Here is a 22512-nt window from a genome sequence, read left to right as displayed (position 1 = left end):
GGCCTATTCGAAAAGAGCCGCATGGGTGCCGAGGCGGACGAAGACGACCTGCTCCTTGGGCTGCGTCCCCGACAGTTGGTAGATCATCAGGAAATCGCCGCCGATGTGGCATTCCCGATACCCGCTCCAGTCGCCCTTCAGCGGATGATCGAGCCATTCGGCACCGAGGGGACCGTCATGGGCGATCAGTTCCAGCATGGCCTGCTTGACGCGGGCCATGTCGTACCGGCCGGACCGGTTGGCCGCGTCCCAGTCGGCCCGGAACTGCCGCGTGTAGTCCGAGGCTCTCGGCAGTTTCGAGCGCTTGCGGTCAACGTTCCGCTTCGAGGTCATCGAACAGGGCCTCGGCGGTCGCGAAGCGGGCCGACAGCGCCTGCGCCTCGCGCATGGCCGCGACCGTCTCGGCATTGGGCACCTTGATCGCGAACGGGATCGCCTGGTCGGCGACGACGCGCTTCAGAAAAAGCCGCACGGCATCCGAGCAGGTCAGGCCCATCGCCTCCAGCGTCGCGGTGGCGTCGCGCTTCAGGTCGTCGTCGATCCGGATATGCATCATGCTCGTGGCCATGGCCAATCCTCCGAGCTTCAAGATAGGCAGGTATCAATTGAGATACAAGCGATACTCGCCACGAGCCCTTGCATCCTGGCAGGCCGGCCCGCATCCTGAGGCCATGTCCGAACCCGATGCCAAGGCCAACCGTTACGGCGCGCGCCCCGTCGCCGACCTGATCCCGGCGCTGATGCGGCCGGCGGCCAAGCGGCGCGGCTTCGCGTCGGTCGACCTGGTCGCCTATTGGGCCGACATCGTCGGGGCGGCCTATGCCGACTGCACGCGCCCCGAACGGTTGACCTGGCCGAAGCGCATCGAGGATGGCGGCGAGCAGGCCTATGAGCCGGCGACGCTGACCGTGGCGGTGGAAGGTTCGCGCGCGCTCCTGTTCCAGCACGAGGCGGCCGACATCGCCCGGCGCATCAATGCGGTCTACGGCTTCAAGGCGGTCGGCCGCATCCGCATCGTCCAGAAGCCGATCACCCGCATCGCCGTCGAGCCCTCGCCGCGCCCGCGCGCCCTGTCGCCGGCCGAGGAAAAGCGCCTCGCCGCCAGCCTCGACGGCATCGAGAACGAAGGCCTGAAGGCCGCCCTCGAACGGCTCGGCCGGGGCGTCATGGGGACCGAGCGGCGGCGCTGATCTGACGGCAACGTGACCTCGCCGCCCACGGTTTCGCCATCTTCCGCCCGTTGCGTGATGGCGGCATTCGCGCGATGGTCCGCCCCGGATGGCCCGGCCGGCGATGGTCGGCCGGAGACCCGCGCGCCTCAACAAGGAACGATACCGCGATGCTTACCCGCCGCCGCTTCATCGCCCACACCGCCATCGCGCCCCTCGCCGCGACCGCTCTCGGCGGCTCGGCCTCCTTCGCCTTCGCCCAGGCCGGCGTCGACGTGGCCGAACTGATGCAGCCGGGTCCGCTGCCGGAGAAGTGGCTCGGCGACGAGAAGGCGCCGGTGACGGTCGTCGAATATGCCTCGATGACCTGCGGCCATTGCGCCAACTTCCACAAGACCGTTCTTCCCTACATCAAAGAGAAGTACATCGACACCGGCAAGGTGCGGATGATCATGCGCGAGTTCCCGCTCGATCCGCTTGCCGCCGCTGCGTTCATGCTTGCCCGTTGCGCACCGGAAGACAAGTATTTCGACATGGTCTCGCTCTTCTTCGAGCAGCAGCCGGCGTGGACCCGGACCGACAAGCCGGTCGACGCGCTGCTCGCGCTGTCCAAGCAGGTCGGTTTTACACCGGATTCTTTCAAGCAATGCTTGACGAATCAGACCCTGCTGGATGGTGTGAACGCCGTGAAGGACCGCGGCGCCGACAAGTTCAAGGTCGACGCGACGCCAACCTTCTTCGTGAACGGCATGCGCGCCAAGAATTTCCAGTCGACCGACGGGGTCGACAAGACGCTCGCGCCGCTTCTGAAGAGCTGACGTCGCGATTGAGCCGCGGTCCGTCCCGGACATGACCGGGGCGGCCGGCCGGTCCTGGTCCGGCGCGCCGCCCGGGTGCGGAGTGGGCGCCTCGTGAGATTCACCAAGCTCCGGCTCGTCGGGTTCAAGACCTTCGTCGAGCCGACCGATTTCCTGATCGAGACTGGCCTCACCGGCGTGGTGGGGCCGAACGGCTGCGGCAAGTCGAACCTTGTCGAGGCCATGCGCTGGGTCATGGGCGAGAATTCCTACAAAAACATGCGCGCGTCCGGCATGGACGACGTGATCTTCTCTGGCAGCCACCAGCGCCCGGCCCGCAACGCCGCCGAAGTCACCCTGTTTCTCGACAATGCCGACCGCCGCGCGCCGGCCGCGCTGAACGACCACGACCTGTTGGAGGTTTCGCGTCGGATCGAGCGCGAATCCGGCTCGGTCTACCGGATCAACGGCCGCGACGTGCGCGCCCGCGACGTGCAGATGCTGTTCGCCGATGCCTCCACCGGCGCCCGTTCGCCCGCCATGGTGCGCCAGGGCCAGATCGGCGAGCTGATCGCCGCCAAGCCGACCCAGCGCCGCGCCATCCTGGAGGAGGCCTCGGGCATTTCGGGCCTGCATTCGCGCCGCAACGAGGCCGAGATCCGCCTGCGCGCCGCCGAACAGAATCTGGAGCGGCTCGAAGATGTCCTGACCCAGATCGACGGCCAGCTCGACGGCCTCAAGCGCCAGGCCCGCCAGGCCTCCCGCTACCGCCTTCTGTCGGCGGAGATCCGTCAGGCGGAGGCGGCCATCGCCTGGCTGAAATGGATCGCGGCCCGCGAGCAGCTGGCCGAGGCCGAGGCCGCGCTCACGGGAGCCGAACGGCGCCAGACCGAGGTCGCCGAGGCCCAGGCGCATGCCGCGCGCGATCAGGCCGTCGCCGCGCATGGGCTGCCGGGGTTGCGCGAAGCCCATGCGGCGGCCGGCGCGACCCTGCAGCGCCTGCGTCTCGCGGTCGGCGAGATCGAGGCGGAGGGGCGGCGGGTGCGCGAGCGCCTGGCCGAGATCGACCGGCGCCTGATCCAGCTCGCCGAGGACCGGCTGCGCGAGGAGCGGCTGGCCGGCGATACCGGCGAGGCCGTCTCGGTCCTCGACGCGGAGGCGGCCGACCTGACCGCGGAGGCCGAGGACGGCGCCGAGCATGCCGCCGAGCTGGCCGACCAGCTGGCCGACGCGGAGGCCCGTCTCGCCGAGGCCGAGGCCGAGGAGCACGCCCTGCGCAGCGCCGCCGCCGATGTGGTCGCGCGCCGCGCCGCGCTGGAGCGCGATGTTGCCGCCGCCGCCGACCGCGTGGCCCGGCTGGCCGCTCAGTCCGAGACCGTCGCCGCCGAGCGCGACGCCCTGGCTGGGCGGATCGCCGCCTATGACGGGCTCGTGGCCGAGCGGGAGGCGGCCGAGGCCGCCGCGGAGGCGGTCGAGGCCGCCGAAGCGCACGCCCTGGAAACCGAGGAGGCGGTGCGCACGGCGCGTGCGGCCGCGGAGCGCGCCCGCGGGCCGCTGACCGAGGCCGAGCGGACGGTCCAGCGCCTGGAGACCGAATCACGGACGCTGTCCGGCCTGCTCAATGTCGGCGGGCTCGATCTGTGGCCGCCGGTGATCGACCAGATCGAGGTCGAGGCCGGCTGCGAGGCCGCGCTTGCCGCCGCGCTCGGCGACGATCTCGATGCCGGCACCGATCCGGCCGCGCCGGTTCATTGGCGCCCGCCCGGATCCGCCGAGGCCGACCCGGCCCTGCCGGAGGGCGCCGCGCCGCTCGCCGCCCATGTCCGCGCGCCGGCGCTTCTGGCCCGCCGCCTCGCCCAGGTCGGCCTGGTCGATCCGGCCGATGGCCCGGCGCTGCAGAAGCGGCTCGCCGCCGGGCAGCGTCTCGTCTCCCGCGCCGGCGATCTCTGGCGCTGGGACGGCCTCGCCATGACGGCCGGCGCGCCGACCGCGGCGGCGCAGCGCCTGTCCGGACGCAACCGGCTCGCCGCCCTCGAAGGGCTCCTGGACGCGGCCCGCGCCACCCAGCAGGCGCTGAAGAGCGAAGCCGAACAGGCCCGCGCCGCGATCGGGACCGCCGAGGCCGGCGAACGCGCCGCCCGCGAGACCCTGCGCGAGGCGCGCCGTCGCGCCGAGACCGCCCGCGACACGCTCGCCAAGGCCGAACGGGCCGCCGCCGACCTCGCCGCGCGGCTCGCCGCCGAGGAGGCCGCGCTCGCCCGGCTGGTCGCGGAGGCCGCCGACGCCGAGGCCGCCGCAGCGGCGAGCCGCGCGGCCCTCGATGCCCTGCCGCCGGCCGCAGGCCTGGACGAGCGGCTGGCCGTTCTCCGCGCCGCCGTCGCCACCGCGCGCGCCGAGGCCGTGGAACGGCGCGCCGCCGCCCAGGGCCTCGCCCGCGAGGCCGATCTGCGCCGGCGCCGGCTGGAGGCGATCGGCCGGGAGCGGTCGGCCTGGCTCGCCCGGGCCGAGAATGCGCGCAGCCAATTGGCCGTGCTCGATCGCCGGCGCGAGGACGCGGAGATCGAGAAGGAGGCGCTGGTCGACCGGCCCGAGGAACTGGCCGAGCGCCGGATCGCGCTCGCCGCCGAGATCGCCCGCGCCGAGGGCGCGCTGGCCGCCGCCGATGCCGCCCTCGACACCGCCGAGCGCGACGCCAAGGAGACCGACCGGATCGCCCGCGCCGCGCTCGACGCGCTCTCCGCCGCCCGCGAGGCGCGCGGCCGCGCGGAGGAGCGCCAGGCGGCGGCGCGCGGCCGTGCGGCCGAGATCGAGCAGGCGATCGCCGAGACCTTCGACAGCGCGCCGGCCGGGCTCGCCGCGCTGGCCGGGCTCGATCCGGCCGCCCGGCGCCCGGATCTCGGCGCCCTGGAGACGCGCGTCGAGCGTCTGAAGGTCGAGCGCGAGAAGCTCGGCGGGGTCAATCTGCGCGCCGACGACGAGGCGCGCGAGGTCGAGACGCGGCGCGATACGCTGGTCGGCGAGCGCGACGATCTGATCGAGGCGATCAAGCGCCTGCGCCAGGGCATCGCGAGCCTGAATCGGGAGGCCCGCGAACGGCTGATGGCGGCCTTCGAGACCGTCAACGGCCATTTCCGCTCGCTCTTCACCCATCTCTTCGGCGGCGGCACGGCCGAGCTCCAGCTGGTCGAATCCGACGATCCGCTGCAGGCGGGCCTGGAGATCATGGCCCGGCCGCCGGGCAAGAAGCCCTCGACCATGACGTTGCTCTCCGGCGGCGAGCAGGCGCTGACCGCGATGGCGCTGATCTTCGCCGTGTTCCTGACCAACCCGGCCCCGATCTGCGTGCTCGACGAGGTCGATGCGCCGCTCGACGACGCCAATGTCGAGCGCTACTGCGATCTCCTCGACGACATGAGCCGGCGCACCGACACCCGCTTCGTGGTGATCACCCACAACCCGATCACCATGGCGCGGATGGACCGCCTGTTCGGCGTGACCATGGCCGAACGCGGCGTCTCGCAGCTCGTCTCCGTGGACCTGGAACGCGCCGAACGCTTCCTGGAAGCGGTCTGACCGCACCGTCTCCGGTGGCCGGCTGCCGTCCCGACGCTGCACTGCGGCAACTTCGACCAATTGCGAGGGTGCGGAGCCGTGCGGCGAATTCGTCGCAAACGGTGTTCGTGTCGTGAAATCAATGAGATAATAGATAATCCGCGATCCTTGACAGGCTCCTGACGGGAAACTATGGTGCCGCCGGCTTCGGGGTGGCGTCACGTCGTCTTGTCCATGCTGACCGCATGCGTGAACCGAAGGGGCGGGAACCCGTTCTTTCGGTACGGCATGGTGTCGAATGGATAAAGAGCGGGGTGAGGCAATGTCCGCAGACCAGTCCTCCGGGGAACGTGGATCGCAAGATCGCGGATCGGACGCGACCGATCGGAACCGCCCAGCGGGTCCGTCGGGGGCGCCGGATCGGGCGGAATTCGACGATCGGCTGAAGCGGCTCGAGCGCGAGCTCGATGCGCGGATGCCGGCCAGGGCGGCGCAAGCCGGCGGGCCGGCGCGGCAAGGCGGCGGGTTCGCCGAGGCGCTGAAGGTCGGGTCGGAATTCGTCGCGGGGGTGCTGGTCGGTGCCGCGATCGGGTATGGCATCGACTGGGTGGCGGGAACGCGGCCGTTCGGTCTGATCCTGTTCCTGATGCTCGGTTTTGCCGCCGGGGTGCTCAACGTCCTGCGCTCGCAGGGCGCCATCGCCCAGCCGACCGAACGGCTCCGCAAGCGCGGATCCGATCCGGGCGGCGGGCCGGGTGCCGGCGGTTCGCCGAAGGGCTGAGCGGCTTCCTGACGGGCGACAAGGCCGGGCAGGACGCAAAGAATTCGGATGCCATCGGCGTCCGCATCTGCTAGCGCTTCGCGCGCTTGACGTTTCGAGGAGCCGATCGTGGGTGATAGCCCGCCGGTCGGCTCCGATCATGTCGGAGGCGGGGTCCATCGGGCCCCCAATGGTTGCGAGGACCGAGCGGTGGCGAGCGAGAAGGTCGATCCACTTCACCAGTTTGCGATCGTGAAGATCCTTCCGATCAAGGTCGGCGGTCTCGACCTGTCCTTCACCAATTCCGCGCTGTTCATGGTCCTGACGGTCGCCGCGATCACGCTGTTCGCCACCTGGGCGACCACGAGCCGCGCGCTGGTTCCGGGCCGCGCCCAGTCGGTCGCCGAGATGCTCTACGAGTTCGTCGCGACCACGCTGCGGAATGCGGCCGGCCAGGAAGGCATGAAGTTCTTCCCGCTCGTCTTCTCGCTGTTCTCCTTCGTGCTGTTCGCCAACCTGTTCGGCATGGTGCCCTACTTCTTCACTGTGACCAGCCACATCATCGTGACCTTCGCGCTCGCCATGGTGGTCATCCTGACGGTGGTCGGCTACGGCATCTGGCGGCATGGCCTGCACTTCTTCGGCCTGTTCGTGCCGCACGGCGTGCCGATGGCGCTCATCCCGCTGGTCACCGCGATCGAGGTCATCTCGTTCCTCTCGCGTCCGATCAGCCTCTCGGTCCGTCTCTTCGCCAACATGCTGGCGGGCCACATCACCCTCAAGGTCTTCGCCGGCTTCGTCTTCTCGCTCGGTGCGCTGGGCGGTATCGGCGTCGTCGGTTCGCTTCTGCCGCTGGCCATGACGATCGCGCTGACCGCGCTGGAGTTCCTGGTCGCGTTCCTGCAGGCCTACGTGTTCACCGTGCTGACCTGCATGTACCTGAACGACGCGGTGCATCCGGGCCACTGAGCCCGGGCGTCCCGCCGAGAGCCTACCCATCCACGATCCCCAATCCGATCGCGAGATCGCCGGATCACCCAAGAAGGAGCATCGACATGAACGCTGACGCTGCCGCTCTCATCGGCGCTGGTATCGCTTGCCTGGGCATGGGCGGCGCCGGCATTGGTCTCGGCACCATCTTCGGCAACTACCTGGCGGGCGCCCTGCGCAACCCGGCGGCTGCCGACGGCCAGTTCGGCCGCCTGATCTTCGGCTTCGCCGTGACCGAAGCGCTGGGCATCTTCTCGCTGCTCGTCGCGCTGCTGCTCCTGTTCCGTTGATCGATCCGCTGCCGCCGAGGCCGGCGCCCTGACGGGGCCGGTTGCGGCGGCAGACGGCCGGCACCGGCAAGAAGACCGTATTCGGCTCCCCCGACGGATCGGGGCGGGCCGAATCCGTCCATCCTCCTCCGGGGACCATCATGGCTCAGACTCCCACGACTCATGCCGAGGTCGGCCACGGCGGCGGCGAGGCCCATGCCGGCGGCTTCCCGCCGTTCGACTCCTCGACCTTCGCCTCCCAGCTGCTCTGGCTCGCGATCACCTTCGTGGCCCTTCTGTGGGTCGTCTCCAAGGTGATTCTGCCCCGGATCGGCGGTATCCTGGAGGCCCGCAGCGACCGGATCGCGCGTGATCTGGCCGAGGCCCAGCGCCTCAAGGCCGAGACCGACGCCGCGCTCGCCGCCTATGAACAAAGCCTCGCCGCCGCCCGCGCCCGGGCGCAGGCGATCGCCACCGAGACCCGTGCGGCGCTCAACGCCGACATGGACGCCAAGCGTGCCGCTGCCGAAGCCTCTCTGGGCGCCCGGTTGGCGGAAGCCGAAAACCGGATCGGCGAGATCAAGGCGCGCGCCCTGGGCGAGGTCGGCTCGATCGCGATCGAGACCGCCGAAGCGCTCGTGTCGGCGCTGACCAGCGTGTCGGCGAGCCGCGACGAGGTCGCCGGCGCGGTCGGCACCGCGATGGCCAAGTGAGGACGACCGATGGACGCGACAGGTTACGCTAGCTTCTGGGCCTTCGTTGCCCTGGTGATCTTCCTGGTTGCCATGGTGGTCCTGAAGGTGCCGGGCAAGATCGCCGGTGCCCTCGACGACCGGGCCAAGAAGATCGACGACAACCTTGCCGAGGCCGCGCGTCTGCGCGCCGAGGCGAGTGCGCTCCTGGCCGAGTACAAGGCCAAGACGGCCGGCGCCGAAGCCGAGGCGGCCAAGATCGTCGAGGAGGCCAAGGCCGAGGCCGCGCGCCTCACCGCCGAAGCCACCAAGTCGCTCGAAGAGATGATCGCCCGCCGGACCAAGGCGGCGGAAGCGAAGATCGGCCAGGCCGAGACCCAGGCGCTCGCCGAGGTCCGTGCCCGTGCGGCGGATGTCGCCGTCGAGGCCGCCACGGCGCTGCTGGCCGTCAAGGTCAAGGGCGATGTGGCCGACGCGCTGGTGCGCAACGCCGTCTCCGACGTGCGCGCCAAGCTGGCCTGACGGACCGACCGTTTCGAACCCGACAGGGCCCGCGTCCGGAAACGGTCGCGGGCCTTCGTCTTTTCCGGGCGCCTGCTTTTCGGGGGCCTGCTTTTCGGGACGCCCGGGGCTGACAAAGCCGCGCGGCGGGGCTAGACGAGAGCCGTCCCGAGGTGCGGCCTCGCGCGCCCGCGGGCGTCGCGTCCTCGCGCCCGTCCGCCCTCGGTCGCGCCTGCCCGTCGCGGGCCGGACGTTCCTTCGCGCCTCAGCCGGCGCCCTGCCGTGAGCCATGACCATGCCCGATCTGCTGCTCGAACTCTTTTCCGAAGAAATCCCCGCGCGCATGCAGCGCAAGGCCGCGGAGGACCTCAGGAAGGCGATCACGGACGGTCTCGTCGCGGCGGGTCTCATCTACGAGGGCGCCAAGGCCTATGCGACGCCGCGCCGGCTGGCGCTACAGGTGACCGGCGTGCCGGCCCGGTCGCCCGACCAGACCGAAGAGAAGAAGGGGCCGCGCGTCGGCGCCCCCGAGGCCGCCCTGCAGGGCTTCCTGAAGGCGGCCGGCCTCGCCTCGATCGACGAGGCGGAGATCGTCGCCGACGCCAAGAAGGGCGAGTTCTACGTCGCCCGCCAGAAGAAGCCGGGCCGGGCGGCGATCGACGTGATCGCCGATCTGGTGCCGCAGGTGGTGCGCAACTTCCCCTGGCCGAAGTCGCAGCGCTGGGGCACCGGCTCCCTGCGCTGGGTGCGGCCGCTGCATTCGATCGTCTGCACCTTCGGCCCGGAGACCGAGGAGCCCGACATCGTGCCCTTCGAGATCGACGGCATCCGCTCCGGCAACGTCACCTACGGCCACCGCTTCATGGCGCCCGGCCCGATCACGGTGAAACGCTTCGACGACTATTCGGCCAGGCTGCAGGCGGCCTACGTGATCCTCGACGCCGACCGGCGCAAGGACATCATCCTGCACGACGCCAAGGATCTGGCGCTCGCGCAAGGGCTCGAACTGATCGAGGACGACGGCCTCCTGGAGGAGGTCGCCGGGCTGGTCGAATGGCCGGTCGTGCTGATGGGTGCCTTCGAGGAGGCCTTCCTGGCGGTGCCGGGCGAGGTCATCCGCGCGACCATCCGGGCCAACCAGAAATGCTTCGTGCTGCGCTCGCAACATGTCGACCAGCGCCTCGCCAACCGCTTCATCCTGGTCTCCAACATCATCGCCAGCGACGACGGCGTCGCAATCACGGCCGGCAACGGCCGCGTGGTGCGCGCGCGCCTGTCCGACGCGCGCCATTTCTGGGAGACCGACCAGCGCGACCTGCCGGGCTACGGCGACCGCGGGCTGAAGCCGCTCGACCAGCGCCTCGCCAAGATGCGCGACCTCGGCATCGTCTTCCACGAGAAGCTCGGCACCCAGGCCGAGCGCATCGAGCGCATCGTCCGGCTCGCCCGCGACCTGGCGCCCGCCGTCGGTGCCGACGCGGACCTTGCCGCCCGGGCGGCGACGCTCGCCAAGGCCGACCTCCTGACCGAAGTGGTCGGCGAGTTCCCGGAAGTGCAGGGCCTGATGGGCGGCCGCTACGCCGCGCTGCAGGGCGAGGATCCGGCGGTCGCCCGCGCGATCGAGGACCACTACCGGCCGCAGGGCCCGTCCGACCGCGTGCCGACCGACCCGGTCGCGATCGCGGTCGCGCTGGCCGACAAGCTCGACACCCTGATCGGCTTCTGGGCGATCGACGAGAAGCCGACCGGCTCCAAGGACCCCTACCAGCTGCGCCGCGCCGCGCTCGGCGTGATCCGGATCCTGTTGTCGAACGGCGTGCGGCTGCCGCTGCTGGCCGCGATGCCGGCGCCCTTCGGCGAGATCATGCTCGACAAGCGCCTGGTGGCGGTCGACCGGCAGATGGATATCGCCGATGAACTGGCCTCCGCCGGCGTGCCGGAGACCGTCATGGTCGCCTTGCGCGAACGCTTGCTGGCGCCGGTCGCCGATCCGCGCGCGGTCGAATCCTATGCCGAGGCGACCGTCCAGGAGGCCTGGCTGAAGAGCCTCGACCTGCTCGCCTTCTTCGCCGACCGCCTCAAGGTGCAGCTGCGCGAGCAGGGCGCCCGGCACGATCTGGTCGACGCGGTCTTCGGGCTCGGCGGACAGGACGACGTGGTCTCGATCGTCCGCCGGGTCGAGGCGCTCGGCGGCTTCCTGTCGAGCGAGGACGGGCGCAACCTGCTCGCCGGCTATCGCCGCGCGGTCAACATCCTGAAGGCCGAGGAGAAGAAGGACGCCGCCGCCGTCACCGGCGCGGTCGATCCGGGCCTCCTCGCCGAGGCCGAGGAACAGGCGCTCGCCGCCGCCATCGCAACCGCCGCCCCGGCCGCCGCCGCGGCCGTGGCGCGCGAGGATTTCGCCGCCGCCATGACGGCGCTTTCCGCCCTGCGTGCTCCGGTCGACGCCTTCTTCGACAAGATCCTGGTCAACGCCGCCGACCCCGCCCTCCGCCTCAACCGCCTCCGCCTCCTCGACCAAATCCGCGCCGCCTGCCACGCCGTCGCCGATTTCTCGAAGATCGCCGGGTAGGCCCGAGCCGGTGTGACGGCGCGCGGCGGCCGGGTAGCCGGACCGCCGCCTTGGGGCGTTGACGCACGATCGACCCCCTCATCCGCCCTTCGGGCACCTTCTCCCCCCTTGGGGGGAGAAGGGAGTAACGCGTTGAGGGATTGGGGGAAGTCCGCGCACCCGGGTTGAGGGATAGCGGAAATCGGCGCACGCGATCTCGCGGCTCCTTCCCCTTCTCCCCTTGCGGGAGAAGGTGCCCGAAGGGCGGATGAGGGGTTGCGATGACGCGGCAGGATGAAGGTCTTGCGGTCCGGCGCGACCTGCGGCCGGGCCGACGGCCCAGGGGCCTGGCGTCAGCCGTCGCCGAGGGCGTCGCGGACGGTCTTGCGGAGGTCGTCGATCAGGACCGGGCGGCCGTCGCGCAGCACGTGCCAGAAGGTCCAGCCGTTGCAGGCGTCGAGTTCCTGGAGCACGGCGCCGACGCGGTGGATGGAGCCGGTGGTCTCGCCGGATTGCAGCGAACCGTCGGCGCGGACCGTCGCCTTGTGGCGGCCGCGGGCGTCCTGCACGGTCTCGCCGGGGGCGACCAGGCCCTGTTCGACCAGGCTGCCGAAGGGAATGCGCGGTTCGGCCCGCTTGCCGCGCATGACGGCGAGCGCGGCGTCGGAGGCCGGTTCGACGGTGGCGATGCGGGCCTCGGCGGCGGCCGCATAGGTGCGGTCGCGCTCGATGCCGATGAAGCGGCGGCCGAGGCGGCGGGCGACGGCGCCGGTCGTGCCGGTGCCGAAGAACGGATCGAGCACCACATGGCCGGGCTCGGTCGAGGCGAGCAGCACGCGGTGCAGCAGCGCCTCCGGCTTCTGGGTCGGGTGGACCTTGTCGCCGCCCTCCGATTTCAGCCGTTCGCCGCCGGTGCAGATCGGGATCAGCCAGTCGGAGCGCATCTGCAGGTCCTCGTTGAAGGCCTTCAGGGCGTCGTAGTTGAAGGTGTAGCGCTTGGCCTCCTGGCTGCGCGAGGCCCAGATCAGGGTCTCGTGGGCATTCTGGAAGCGGCGGCCCTTGAAGTTCGGCATCGGGTTGGTCTTGCGCCAGACCACGTCGTTTAGGATCCAGAAGCCGAGATCCTGCAGGATCGTGCCGACCCGGAAGATGTTGTGATAGGAGCCGATCACCCACAGGGCGCCGTCGGGCTTGAGCAGGCGGCGCGCCGCAATCAGCCAGGCGCGCGTGAAGGCGTCATAGGCCTCGAAGCTGTCGAACCGGTCCCAGGCGTCGTCGACTGCGTCGACCCGGCTCTGGTCGGGCCGGTGCAACTGGCCTTCGAGCTGCAGATTGTAGGGCGGGTCGGCGAAGACCAGATCGACGGAGGCGGCCGGCATGCGGGCCATCTCGGCCACGCAGTCGCCGATATGGATGCGATCGAGCCAGGCCTCGGCCGGTGAAGCAACGGAGGACGAGGGGCGGACGGCACGCGCCGTCGCAACCTTACGCACTATACTCATGAACACCACTCGTCCGGGTTACGCGGATACCAACATTAAGGTTACCCAATTCGGTAAAAGCGACGTTAAGCGCCGGAACGGGCGATGAAAGCTGGGCGCCGGATCGACGGCGCCGCACCGCCGGCGGCGTCCGCGGCTTTTCCCGCGGCTCCGGCATTGCCAGGATCGCCCCATGACGACGCGACCCGATTCGGCAGCCCTTCTCGCCTGGTACGACCGCCACCATCGCCGCCTGCCCTGGCGGATCGGCCCCGCCGACCGGGCGGCCGGGGCGAAGCCGGATCCCTATCGGATCTGGCTGTCGGAGGTCATGCTGCAGCAGACCACCGTGACGGCGGTGAAGCCCTATTTCGAAGCCTTCCTGGCGCGCTGGCCGCGGGTCTGCGATCTCGCCGCCGCCGACGAGGCGGAGGTGATGAAGGCCTGGGCCGGGCTCGGCTACTATTCTCGCGCCCGCAACCTGAAGGCCTGCGCCGATGCCGTCGCCGAACGGCATGGCGGACGGTTTCCGGACACAGAAGCCGCGCTGCTGGCGCTGCCCGGGATCGGCGCCTATACGGCCGCGGCGATCGCGGCGATCGCCTTCGACCGGCCGGCCACCGTGGTCGACGGCAATGTCGAGCGGGTGGTCTCCCGGCTGTTCACTGTCGAGGAGCCGCTGCCCGATGCCAAGCCGGCCTTGAAGCGGCTTGCCGCGACGCTGACCCCGCAGCGGCGGGCGGGCGACTTCGCGCAGGCCATGATGGATCTGGGCGCCACTCTGTGCACGCCGCGCAAGCCGGCCTGTCCGCTCTGCCCCTGGTCCGAGGCCTGCCGCGGTCGCGCCGCGGGCGCGCCGGAGACCTATCCGCGCAGGAGGGCGAAAGCCGAACGGCCGACCCGGCGCGGCATCGCCTATGTGGCGATGCGATCCGACGGCGCGGTTCTGCTCCGCCGCCGCCCCCCGAAGGGCCTGCTCGGCGGCATGAGCGAGGTGCCGTCGACCGACTGGACGCCGGCCGCGCCGGCCGAGAGCCCGCCTCTGCCCGGCCCCTGGGCGGCGGCCGGCCGGATCGAACACACCTTCACGCATTTCCATCTGATCCTGGAGGTCCGGCTGGCGCGCCGGCCGGCCGGCGATCCCGCTCCGGACGGCTTCTGGTGGTCGACCGCCGCCGATCTCGCCGGCGAGGCGCTGCCGAGCGTGATGCGCAAGGTGGTCGGCGCCGCCCAGAAGGCGTTCGGATCCTGACAATCGCGCAGTTGCACACAATTTGACGGATCGGCGGCAATCTTCCGTAACGGGAGCACGTTACAAGCGGAAACAGGATCGACCGCAAACCGGATTGCCGCATGTCCCGCACAATTCTTCTCGCCGTTCCGGCCCTGGCCGCCACCCTGACGCTTGCCGGCGCCGGCGCGGCCGCCGCACAGACCTGGATCGTCAATCCGAGCCGGCAGAAGCCGGCCGACCTGACCACCGAACAGCTGCGCGCGATCGCCCCGCTGCCGCTGCCCAGGGAAAGCAAGGGCTCCGGTGGCAAGGCGGCCGCCAAGGGCACGCCGCAGGTCTTCCCGGGCTTCGTGCCGGCCGACGAGCCGGTGCCGGCCGAGTCCGACGCCCTGCCGCCGCCGGCCGACTGGAACGGGCCTCTGATCCGTTACGATGCCGGCAACGACGACAGCCGCTCGAAGGGCACGTCGGGCTATCCGTTCACGACGACACGGGTGTTCCCGGACACGGCGGTCTCGACGGCTCCCTACCGCATGGCCGGCAAGCTGATCTTCCGCGATAGCACGACCAACAGCTGGTACATGTGCACGGCGGCGATCATCTCCTACCGCCTCGTGCTGACCGCGGGCCATTGCGTCTACAACGCCACCGGCAAGCGCTTCTACACCGACTTCCGCTTCACGCCCGGCTACAATGCCACGCTCGGCACCCAGCCCTACGGGCAGTGGACCTGGTCGGCGGTCTACACCACCCCGGCCTGGCAGAATGGCGGCGGCACGGTTCCGAACGTCTCGGACTTCGGCATCATCGAGATCGCCAACCAGACCATCGGCGGCGTGTCGCGCACCATCGGCGGCTATCTCGGCTACTATGCGACGGCGACCGCCCGGCTCAACTACAACCACCTGACCGCGCTCGGCTATCCGGGCAACATCGACTCGGGCGGACGGATGATCGCCAACCAGGGCGAGACGCGTCCCTATGGCTCGTCCTCGGGCGTGATGGGGTCGTCGATGGCCGGCGGCTCGTCGGGCGGCCCCTGGATCGAGGATTTCGGCGTGGTCGGCTCCGGCCAGCTGATCGCCAATTCGGTCGCCAACCGCATCGTCGGCGTCACCTCCTACGGCCCGGCCGGCGGCCCCTCGCCCTCCTTCTACCAGGGCTCCTCGATCCTCAACGCCGATTTCACCGCCATGCGCACGACCGCCTGCGCGCGTCTCGCCGGCAATTGCTGACCGCTTGATCGGCCGCGAGCCGGTCGCTCCGATACGAAAACCGCCGGCGCGTCGAACGCGGCCGGCGGTTTTTGTTTGCCGCCGGCGGGCAGACACCGGGGCGGACGTCTACTGGAACGCGACCTCCTCGAAGCTGCGCAGCTTGCGCGAATGCAGCCGTTCCGACGGCATGGCGCGCAGCTTGTCCATGGCGCGGATGCCGATGGCGAGGTGCTGGTTGACCTGCCGGCGATAGAATTCGCTGGCCATGCCGGGCAGCTTCAGTTCGCCGTGCAGCGGCTTGTCGGAGACGCACAGCAGCGTGCCGTAGGGGACGCGGAAGCGGAAGCCGTTGGCCGCGATGGTGGCGGATTCCATGTCGAGCGCGATGGCGCGCGACTGCGAGAAGCGGCGGACCGGCTCGGAATGGTCGCGCAGCTCCCAGTTCCGGTTGTCGATGGTGGCGACCGTGCCGGTGCGCATGATCGACTTCAGCTCCCAGCCGGTCAGACCGGTCACTTCCGCAACCGATTCCTCCAGCGCCACCTGGATCTCCGACAGGGCCGGGATCGGCACCCAGACCGGCAGGTCGGCGTCGAGCACGTGGTCCTCGCGCACATAGGCATGGGCGAGCACGTAGTCACCGAGCTTCTGCGTGTTGCGCAGGCCGGCGCAGTGGCCGAGCATCACCCAGGCATGCGGCCGCAGCACCGCGACATGGTCGGTGATGGTCTTCGCATTGGACGGGCCGACGCCGATATTGATCATGGTGATGCCGGCATGACCGGGCCGGACCAGATGATAGGCCGGCATCTGCGGCAGCCGCGCCGGCGCCTGGCCGCCCGACGGCGCCGAGGCGCCCGGCCGGGTGATGACGTTGCCGGGCTCGACGAAGGCCTCGAAGACGCCGTCGCCGCTGGCCATGCGGGCGCGCGCCAGGGCGACGAACTCGTCGATATAGAACTGGTAGTTCGTGAACAGCACGAAGTTCTGGAAATGCTCGGCTTGCGTCGCCGTGTAGTGGGCGAGCCGGTGCAGCGAATAGTCGATGCGCGGCGCCGTGAAGGGCGCGAGCGGTCCGGGCGCGCCCGGCGCCAGCCGCTGCTCGCCATTGACGATGGCGTCGTCGGTATTGGCCAGATCCGGCACGTCGAACACGTCGCGCAAGGGCCGGTCGAGCCGGGCGGCGCTTTCGAAGGACAGGCCCGCATCCCCGGCCAGGGCGAAATGCAGCGGGATCGGGGTCTGCGATTCGCCGATGCCGACCGCCACGCCGTGATTGCGGATGACCTGCCCGATCTGCTCGACCAGATAGCTGCGGAAGAGATCCGGCCGGGTGATCGTGGTCGCATAGGTGCCGGGGCCGTGCACGAAGCCGTAGGCGAGCCGGGAATCGAGCCGGGCATGGGTATCGGTGCCGACGCGGATTTCCGGATAGCAGGCCCGGACCCGACCCGACGGCATCGCGCCGGACATCACCGCCGCGAAGCGTTCGGCCAGGAAGCCGGTATTGCGGCGATAGAGAGCTTCGAGCCGTTCGACGGCCGGCTCGGCGGCGGTGAAGTCCTCGAAGGCGATCGGCGGCGGCGAATCGACGCCCAGCATGGCGGAACTCCGGATGGCTCGGACGGTCCGGACCATCGGCGCCGATCCGGCAGGGGTCAAGGGGCCGCCCGACGGTCCGCGCCGCCGATCAGACGCCGAAATGCGCGGCGGCGATGCGCGGCAGGTCGCGCATGGCGGACAGCACCACGGCGGCGCCGGCGGCGCTCAGCCGGTCGGCCAGTTCGTCGTCGGCATGCCCGCCGCCGGTGAAGCCGATCACCGGCATGCCGGCCCGGCGCGCCGCCGTGACGCCGGCAACCGAATCCTCGACCACCAGGCAATCGGCCGGATCGGAGCCCATCTGCGAGGCGGCGAGCAGGAACACGTCCGGTGCCGGCTTGCCGCGCGCGCACTGGCTGGCCGAGAAGACATGCGGATCGAACACGTCGAGCAGGCCGGTCGTGGTCAGGTTGCGGCGCAGGCCCTCAAGCTGGGTCGAGGAGGCGATGCAGCGCTTCAGCCCGAGGCCGGCGACCGCCGCGACCGCGTCATGGACCCCGTCGATCACCGTCAGCTCCTCGGCGAAGCGCTTGTGCGAGACCGTCTTCATCTCCTCCAGGAAGCCGTCCGGCAGCGGGCGGCCGAGTTCCTGCTCGATCAGCGCCCAGATGTCGCGGTAGGGGATGCCGGTGAAGCGGCGGGAGAATTCCGCCGGCGTGGTCGGCCGGCCGAGCCGGGTCAGGGCTTCCGCGTCGATGGCCGAGGCGATGATCTCGGAATCGATCAGGGTGCCGTCGCAGTCGAATATCACCAGCATGTCGGCCTTCCGTCTCCAGGTCAGGCGCCGTCATAGCGCCTCGGGCGACGGAACGGAACGCCCCGCCGGGCAGGCGAGCCCTGCCGGCCCCGCATCCGCGCGGACCCAAGTGCCCGATTTGCGCGGGCAAACCGGCCGCCGGCCTTCACGTCTGCGCCAGCCGGCGGCATCGGCGATTGAATCCGCGGGCGCGGCGAACCACATTGGCATTGGCGGCGCGGACCCCGGGCCGCCTTTCCAGCGCATGCCCGGCAGGCGCCCGAGAACGGACAGGACATGCGCCCACTCTCCCATCCGGCGATCGAAGACGTGACGCTTGCGGCCCTGCTGCATGCGCTGTCCGATCCGGTCCGTCTCGATATCGTGCTCTGCCTGTCGACGGCGGGCTGCGAGATGAACTGCATCTCGTCGGCCAAGGAGCTGCAGGGGCTGTCGAAGTCGACCCTGTCGCACCATTTCCGCATCCTGCGCGAGGCCGGCCTGGTGCGCAGCGAGCGGCGCGGCGTCGAACTGCTCAACCGCCTGCGCATCGACGAGGTCGAGCGGCGCTTCCCCGGCGTGATCGCCAGCGTGCTGGCGGCCCGGCGCAGCGAGTCGATCTGCGTCCGCGGCCATGTGGCCGCCGCCGTCTGACCGCGTCATCCGGGGAGGGCGGACCCGGCATCCTGCGGATTGGCGCCGGCGCGCCGCTGGCTTAGACCAAGGCGATCGCGCATTGAGACGGAGCGGGCCACCATGTCGAGACTGGACGAAACCAAGCCCTTCATCCCGGTCAGGATCGCGCTCCTGACCGTCTCGGACAGCCGCACGCTGGCCGACGACAGGTCGGGCAACCTCCTCGCCGAGCGCATCGCGGCGGCCGGTCACGAACTCGCCGAACGCGCGATCGTGCCGGACGCTGTCGACGAAATCCGTATGATCGTCGGGACCTGGATCGCCGAGGAGCGGATCGACGTGGTGATCACCACCGGCGGCACCGGCTTCACCGGCCGCGACGTGACGCCCGAGGCGGTCGAACCGCTGTTCGACAAGCGCATGGATGGCTTTTCGATCGTGTTCCACCGCCTGTCCTACGACAAGATCGGCACCTCCACGATCCAGTCGCGCGCCACGGCGGGCCTCGCCGGCCGCACCTTCATCTTCTGCCTGCCCGGTTCCCCCGGTGCCTGCCGGGACGCCTGGGACGGCATCCTGGCGGCGCAGTTCGACTATCGCCACCAGCCGTGCAATTTCGTGGAGATCATGCCGCGGCTCGACGAGCACCTGAAGCGCGGCAAGCTGCGCGGCCAGCCGGTTCCGGGCTGAGGCCCGGCCGGACGGCCGCAGGCGTGCCGATATCGGCAGGGACGCCGCGATCAGGCGCCTCGCGGTCAGGCGCCCGTGGCGCGGATCGGCACGCCGAGGGCGGCGAGCACATGACGGGCGATGGCGCCGCCGGCCGGAAGTTCGCGGCCGTCGTGCCGGCTGGCGATCGCGACCGCGTTGGACCGCAGAATATGGATGGACCGGCGCCCGATCCGGCCGATCAGGTCGCGGTGGTCGCGGATCGGGGCGTGCCGACGCGCCGTGTCCCAGGCCCGCCGGCTCAGGATCAGACCCTGCTCGGGCAGCGGCAGCCCGAAGACCGAACTGGCCACCCCGACGGTGCCCTCCGCAACCCGGGCGCGCCAGCCGAAAGCGTCGAAGGCCAGCCGGAACGCCGCCGCCTCGCCGGCCGCGCCGTTGCGCTCGGCCCGCTCGGCAAAGGCCATCACCTCGCGGAACCACTCGCCTTCGAGCAGCACGTTGGGCGGCAGGATCATCAGCCAGGGCGCCCGGCGCGCGATGGCGACGCCCTGTCCGACGCGCTCGCCCCACGGGCCGGGATGCTGCAGCAGCGTGCAGCCGGCCGCCTCGGCGACCTTCTCGGTGCCGTCGCGCGACCCGCCGTCGACCACGACGACTTCGCGAATGGCTCCCTCCGCTGCTGCCGGGACCAGCGAGGCCAGCGTGCGCAGGAGACCTTCTTCGGCATTGAGGGTCGGGATGACCACGGAAAGCATGGCCATGTCATAACAGGTCAGCCATGCTGTCGGGAGTCGCCCAAGAGGCCATCTGTCGAATTTTCGTGAATGTTCTTGATTTGTTCGGTGCGGCTTGGTAGCTTTTTACCATGGCCCCGCTTCGAAACATTCAAAACTCGGCTCCGGATGCGCCTGTCCGGCGCACAACGCGCGGCGGCGCGGCCCGGCGGGTGGTCGCCGATGGCGGGATGGCGGCATCGCCGGACGAGATGTTCGAGCCGTCGCCCGAGGAGGTGTTCGAGCCGGCACCGGAGGAGATCGGCGCCCGGATCGACGCCGAGCGGCGGCGCGGCCGGGGTGCGGTGACCAATGCCAGCGGGCGCTACGAGACGGAAGTGCGCGTCGCCGTCGACGACGGCTGGGACAGCCTCGACGACCTGCCGCCGCTGAAGACCGAGGTCCAGGTCGAGAAGCCGAAGCGGATCATCACGCGCAACCAGTCGCCGGACATTTCCTTCGACCGCTCGATCAACCCCTATCGCGGCTGCGAGCACGGCTGCGTCTACTGCTTCGCCCGGCCGACCCACGCCTATATGGGCCTGTCGCCGGGGCTCGATTTCGAGACGAAGCTGTTCGTCAAGCCGAATGCGGCGGCGATGCTGGAGCGCGAACTGGGCGAGCCCGGCTACCAGTGCCGCACCATCGCGATCGGCACCAACACCGACCCCTACCAGCCGATCGAGAAGACGCACCGGATCATGCGCGAGGTGCTGGAGGTGCTGGAACGCACCAACCACCCGGTCGCGATCGTGACCAAGTCGCATCTGGTCACGCGCGACAAGGACATTCTCGGCCGGATGGGCGCCAAGGGCCTCGCCAAGGTGGCGCTCTCGGTGACGACGCTCGACGGCCGGCTCGCCCGCGCGATGGAGCCGCGCGCCGCCAGCCCGCGCCGGCGGCTGGACGCGATCCGCGAACTGTCCGAAGCCGGCGTGCCGACCGCCGTGATGGTGGCGCCGATCATCCCGGCGCTGACCGATCACGAGATCGAGCGCATCCTCGATGCCGCCCAGGCGGCCGGCGCGCGCGAGGCCGGCTATGTCCTGCTGCGCCTGCCGCTCGAGGTCTCCGAACTCTTCCGGCAATGGCTGCTGGTCAACCGGCCGGACAGCTATCGCCATGTCATGTCGCTGATCCGGGCGATGCGCGACGGCAAGGATTACGATTCGACCTGGGGCAAGCGCATGCGCGGCGCCGGCCCCTATGCCTGGCAGATCGCCCGCCGCTTCGAACTGCAGGTCAAGAAGCTCGGCCTGCAGAAGGGCGGCCGCACCCGGCTCAGGGCCGACCTGTTCGAGCCCCCGGTCGGACGCGGTGTGCAACTCAGCCTGTTCTAGAACCGGCTGCCGACGGCGCGGCGGGGCGGCGGGGGCCGGCGACGGTGCGGCGCCCCAGGCAGGGTGCGGCATCCCGGGCTGGTGTAAAGCCGTGCCGGTTCGCCGGTGCCGGCAGAAGGAAAGCCGGGCCGGTTTGCTGGCGTCGGTAGAAGGAAAGCCGGACCGGGTCGCCGGTGTTGGCCGATGGAAAGCCGAACCGGTTCGCCGGCGTCGGTCGATGGAAAACCGGACCGTTTCACCGGTGTCGGCTGATGGAAAGCCGGACCGGTTCGCCGGTGTCGGTCGATGAAAAGCCGGTCCGGTTCGTTGGCGTCGGCCGATAGAAAGCCGGGCCGGTTCGTTGGCGTCGGCCGATGCACAGGCGGACCGTTTCGCCGCCGCGGCCGATCCCACCGTGGAGCGGTTCGCAGGCGCGACCGATCCCAAGGCTGACCGGTTCGCCGCCGCGGCCCCCGGGCCCTCCCGCACGGACCGCCGGCATGGCGGCGGCGGATGCCGGGATCCGGCCGGAACGCGGGCGGACGACGTCTTTGTCTGGCACAAGGGCATCGGCACGCGGACCGGACCGGACCGGCTCCGGCACCGAGACCGCGGCCCGGATTGGACGAACAACGCTGGAGAGGAGGACGAAGATGGTCCCGCGCATTCATCTGATCACGCTCGGCGTCGCCGATGTCGAGGCGAGCGCCGCCTTCTACGAGCGGCTCGGCTTCGTCCGCTCCGCGCAGAGCGTGGCCGGGGCAGTGGCCTTCTTCCAGGTCGGCCCGCTGGTCCTGTCCGTGTTCGGCCGGGCGGCCCTGGCCGAGGATGCCGGCCTGACCGCCGCCGCGGGCCGGCCCGACGCCCCCCGACCGACTGACGGAAGCCCGGACGGCACGAAACCGGACGGCGATCGGCCCGCCGGGCAGGGGGCCATCAGCCCCGAGAGCCCCGCAGGCCCCGAGAGTCCAGCAAGCCCCGTGAGCACCGCAAGCGCCGAGAGCCCCGCGGGCACCGGAGGCCAAAGCGCCTTTTCCGCCGTCACCATCGCCTGCAACGTCGCGTCCCCGGCCGAAGTCGAGGCCGTGATGGCCCGCGCCGCCGGCGCCGGCGCCCGCGTCACCCGCCCACCCGGCAAGGCCTTCTGGGGCGGCTACACAGCCTATTTCGCCGACCCCGACGGCCATCTCTGGGAAGTCGCCCACAACCCGTTCTGGAGCTTCGACGAGACCGGCGCCGTCCGACTGCCGGATTGAACCGTCGCCCGCCGTCAGAAGCGATCGAGGACGGCCCTCGCGGCCCCATCCGCGTGCCGCAGCCTGCTAACGAGCGGTTTTCCACCAGATTCGCGGTTCGAGCGGGACCGGACAATCCGTCATGCCCGCGGCATCGCAACCCCTCATCCGCCCTTCGGGCACCTTCTCCCGCAAGGGGAGAAGGGAAGGAGCCGGGGTATCGCGTGCATTGATTTCCGAAATCCCGCAACGGTTATCCCCTTCGCCCCCCCAACGGGGGAGAAGGTGCCCGAAGGGCGGATGAGGGGGTGGATCGGGCGGTTTTC

Annotated in this window: 21 protein-coding genes; 15 read left to right on the top strand and 6 right to left on the bottom strand. The window is 70.6% G+C overall.

What is annotated here, in order from left to right; all coding sequences use genetic code 11:
• Window positions 1–3 precede the first annotated feature (3 nt).
• Both ABB55_RS09305 and ABB55_RS09300 read right to left on the bottom strand, forming a co-directional pair.
• On the bottom strand, window positions 4–333 hold the full coding sequence (locus ABB55_RS09305) for a type II toxin-antitoxin system YafQ family toxin (protein ID WP_054358565.1): 330 nt from the start codon (window positions 331–333) through the stop codon (window positions 4–6).
• A complete protein-coding gene (locus ABB55_RS09300) occupies window positions 311–568 on the bottom strand; it encodes a type II toxin-antitoxin system RelB/DinJ family antitoxin (RefSeq protein WP_054358564.1) in 258 nt (85 codons plus the stop codon). Before ABB55_RS09300 ends, ABB55_RS09305 begins: the two co-directional genes overlap by 23 nt.
• Before the next feature lie 103 nt (window positions 569–671).
• Between ABB55_RS09300 and ABB55_RS09295 the strand changes: the two genes are divergently transcribed.
• The 9 genes from ABB55_RS09295 (at window position 672) to glyS (ending at window position 11302) form a co-directional block, all read left to right on the top strand.
• The gene (locus ABB55_RS09295; RefSeq protein ID WP_054358563.1) at window positions 672–1190 is read left to right on the top strand and encodes a DUF721 domain-containing protein; all 519 of its coding nucleotides are present in this window, start codon (window positions 672–674) and stop codon (window positions 1188–1190) included.
• Window positions 1191–1339: 149 nt separating this feature from the next.
• Window positions 1340–1987 carry a DsbA family protein gene (locus ABB55_RS09290; RefSeq protein WP_054358562.1) on the top strand — a complete coding sequence of 216 codons (648 nt, stop codon included), beginning with the start codon at window positions 1340–1342 and terminating at the stop codon, window positions 1985–1987.
• Window positions 1988–2080: 93 nt separating this feature from the next.
• Entirely contained in the window at window positions 2081–5539 is a 3459-nt protein-coding gene (locus ABB55_RS09285) for a chromosome segregation SMC family protein (protein WP_054358561.1), read from the top strand.
• Window positions 5540–5993: 454 nt separating this feature from the next.
• Complete coding sequence (locus ABB55_RS09280; protein WP_152981989.1) at window positions 5994–6299, top strand: AtpZ/AtpI family protein; 306 nt, start codon at window positions 5994–5996, stop codon at window positions 6297–6299.
• 189 nt (window positions 6300–6488) lie between these two features.
• Window positions 6489–7247, top strand: coding sequence for a F0F1 ATP synthase subunit A (locus ABB55_RS09275; RefSeq protein WP_054358560.1), 759 nt, complete (start codon window positions 6489–6491; stop codon window positions 7245–7247).
• A gap of 86 nt (window positions 7248–7333) precedes the next feature.
• The gene (locus ABB55_RS09270) at window positions 7334–7558 is read left to right on the top strand and encodes a F0F1 ATP synthase subunit C (RefSeq protein ID WP_054358559.1); all 225 of its coding nucleotides are present in this window, start codon (window positions 7334–7336) and stop codon (window positions 7556–7558) included.
• Between the two features lie 140 nt (window positions 7559–7698).
• The gene (locus ABB55_RS09265) at window positions 7699–8250 is read left to right on the top strand and encodes a F0F1 ATP synthase subunit B (protein ID WP_054361936.1); all 552 of its coding nucleotides are present in this window, start codon (window positions 7699–7701) and stop codon (window positions 8248–8250) included.
• Between the two features lie 9 nt (window positions 8251–8259).
• Window positions 8260–8751: a F0F1 ATP synthase subunit B family protein gene (locus ABB55_RS09260; RefSeq protein ID WP_054358558.1), complete on the top strand. Its 492-nt coding sequence runs from the start codon at window positions 8260–8262 to the stop codon at window positions 8749–8751.
• 274 nt (window positions 8752–9025) lie between these two features.
• On the top strand, window positions 9026–11302 hold the full coding sequence (gene glyS, locus ABB55_RS09255) for a glycine--tRNA ligase subunit beta (protein ID WP_054361935.1): 2277 nt from the start codon (window positions 9026–9028) through the stop codon (window positions 11300–11302).
• 332 nt (window positions 11303–11634) lie between these two features.
• Here glyS and ABB55_RS09250 read toward each other — a convergent pair whose 3' ends face one another.
• Entirely contained in the window at window positions 11635–12783 is a 1149-nt protein-coding gene (locus ABB55_RS09250; protein ID WP_083463485.1) for a site-specific DNA-methyltransferase, read from the bottom strand.
• A 172-nt stretch (window positions 12784–12955) separates the two neighbouring features.
• On the opposite strand from ABB55_RS09250, the gene mutY reads away from it, so the two are divergent.
• Together mutY and ABB55_RS09240 are read left to right on the top strand one after the other, a co-directional pair.
• Window positions 12956–14014: an A/G-specific adenine glycosylase gene (gene mutY, locus ABB55_RS09245; RefSeq protein ID WP_054358556.1), complete on the top strand. Its 1059-nt coding sequence runs from the start codon at window positions 12956–12958 to the stop codon at window positions 14012–14014.
• 101 nt (window positions 14015–14115) lie between these two features.
• Window positions 14116–15231, top strand: coding sequence for a trypsin-like serine peptidase (locus ABB55_RS09240; RefSeq protein WP_054358555.1), 1116 nt, complete (start codon window positions 14116–14118; stop codon window positions 15229–15231).
• Window positions 15232–15339: 108 nt separating this feature from the next.
• On the opposite strand, the gene ABB55_RS09235 is transcribed toward ABB55_RS09240, so the two are convergent.
• The gene (locus tag ABB55_RS09235; protein ID WP_054358554.1) at window positions 15340–16815 is read right to left on the bottom strand and encodes an AMP nucleosidase; all 1476 of its coding nucleotides are present in this window, start codon (window positions 16813–16815) and stop codon (window positions 15340–15342) included.
• Window positions 16816–16903: 88 nt separating this feature from the next.
• On the bottom strand, window positions 16904–17572 hold the full coding sequence (locus ABB55_RS09230) for an HAD family hydrolase (RefSeq protein WP_054358553.1): 669 nt from the start codon (window positions 17570–17572) through the stop codon (window positions 16904–16906).
• Window positions 17573–17848: 276 nt separating this feature from the next.
• Between ABB55_RS09230 and ABB55_RS09225 the strand changes: the two genes are divergently transcribed.
• Both ABB55_RS09225 and moaB read left to right on the top strand, forming a co-directional pair.
• Window positions 17849–18205 carry an ArsR/SmtB family transcription factor gene (locus tag ABB55_RS09225; RefSeq protein ID WP_054358552.1) on the top strand — a complete coding sequence of 119 codons (357 nt, stop codon included), beginning with the start codon at window positions 17849–17851 and terminating at the stop codon, window positions 18203–18205.
• A 102-nt stretch (window positions 18206–18307) separates the two neighbouring features.
• The gene (moaB, locus tag ABB55_RS09220) at window positions 18308–18877 is read left to right on the top strand and encodes a molybdenum cofactor biosynthesis protein B (RefSeq protein WP_054358551.1); all 570 of its coding nucleotides are present in this window, start codon (window positions 18308–18310) and stop codon (window positions 18875–18877) included.
• Between the two features lie 65 nt (window positions 18878–18942).
• On the opposite strand, the gene ABB55_RS09215 is transcribed toward moaB, so the two are convergent.
• Window positions 18943–19620, bottom strand: coding sequence for a glycosyltransferase (locus tag ABB55_RS09215; protein WP_054358550.1), 678 nt, complete (start codon window positions 19618–19620; stop codon window positions 18943–18945).
• A 224-nt stretch (window positions 19621–19844) separates the two neighbouring features.
• On the opposite strand from ABB55_RS09215, the gene ABB55_RS09210 reads away from it, so the two are divergent.
• A complete protein-coding gene (locus ABB55_RS09210; RefSeq protein WP_054361934.1) occupies window positions 19845–20972 on the top strand; it encodes a PA0069 family radical SAM protein in 1128 nt (375 codons plus the stop codon).
• A 632-nt stretch (window positions 20973–21604) separates the two neighbouring features.
• Window positions 21605–22207 (top strand): VOC family protein, encoded by a 603-nt coding sequence (locus ABB55_RS09200; RefSeq protein ID WP_054358548.1) that lies wholly within the window; start codon window positions 21605–21607, stop codon window positions 22205–22207.
• Window positions 22208–22512 lie beyond the last annotated feature (305 nt).

The organism is Prosthecodimorpha hirschii, from assembly GCF_001305515.1.
GTDB classification, from domain to species: Bacteria; Pseudomonadota; Alphaproteobacteria; order Rhizobiales; family Ancalomicrobiaceae; genus Prosthecodimorpha; species Prosthecodimorpha hirschii.
The sequence above is the reverse complement of the archived record's forward strand: the minus strand, read 5'-3'. Positions and strand labels throughout refer to the sequence as shown.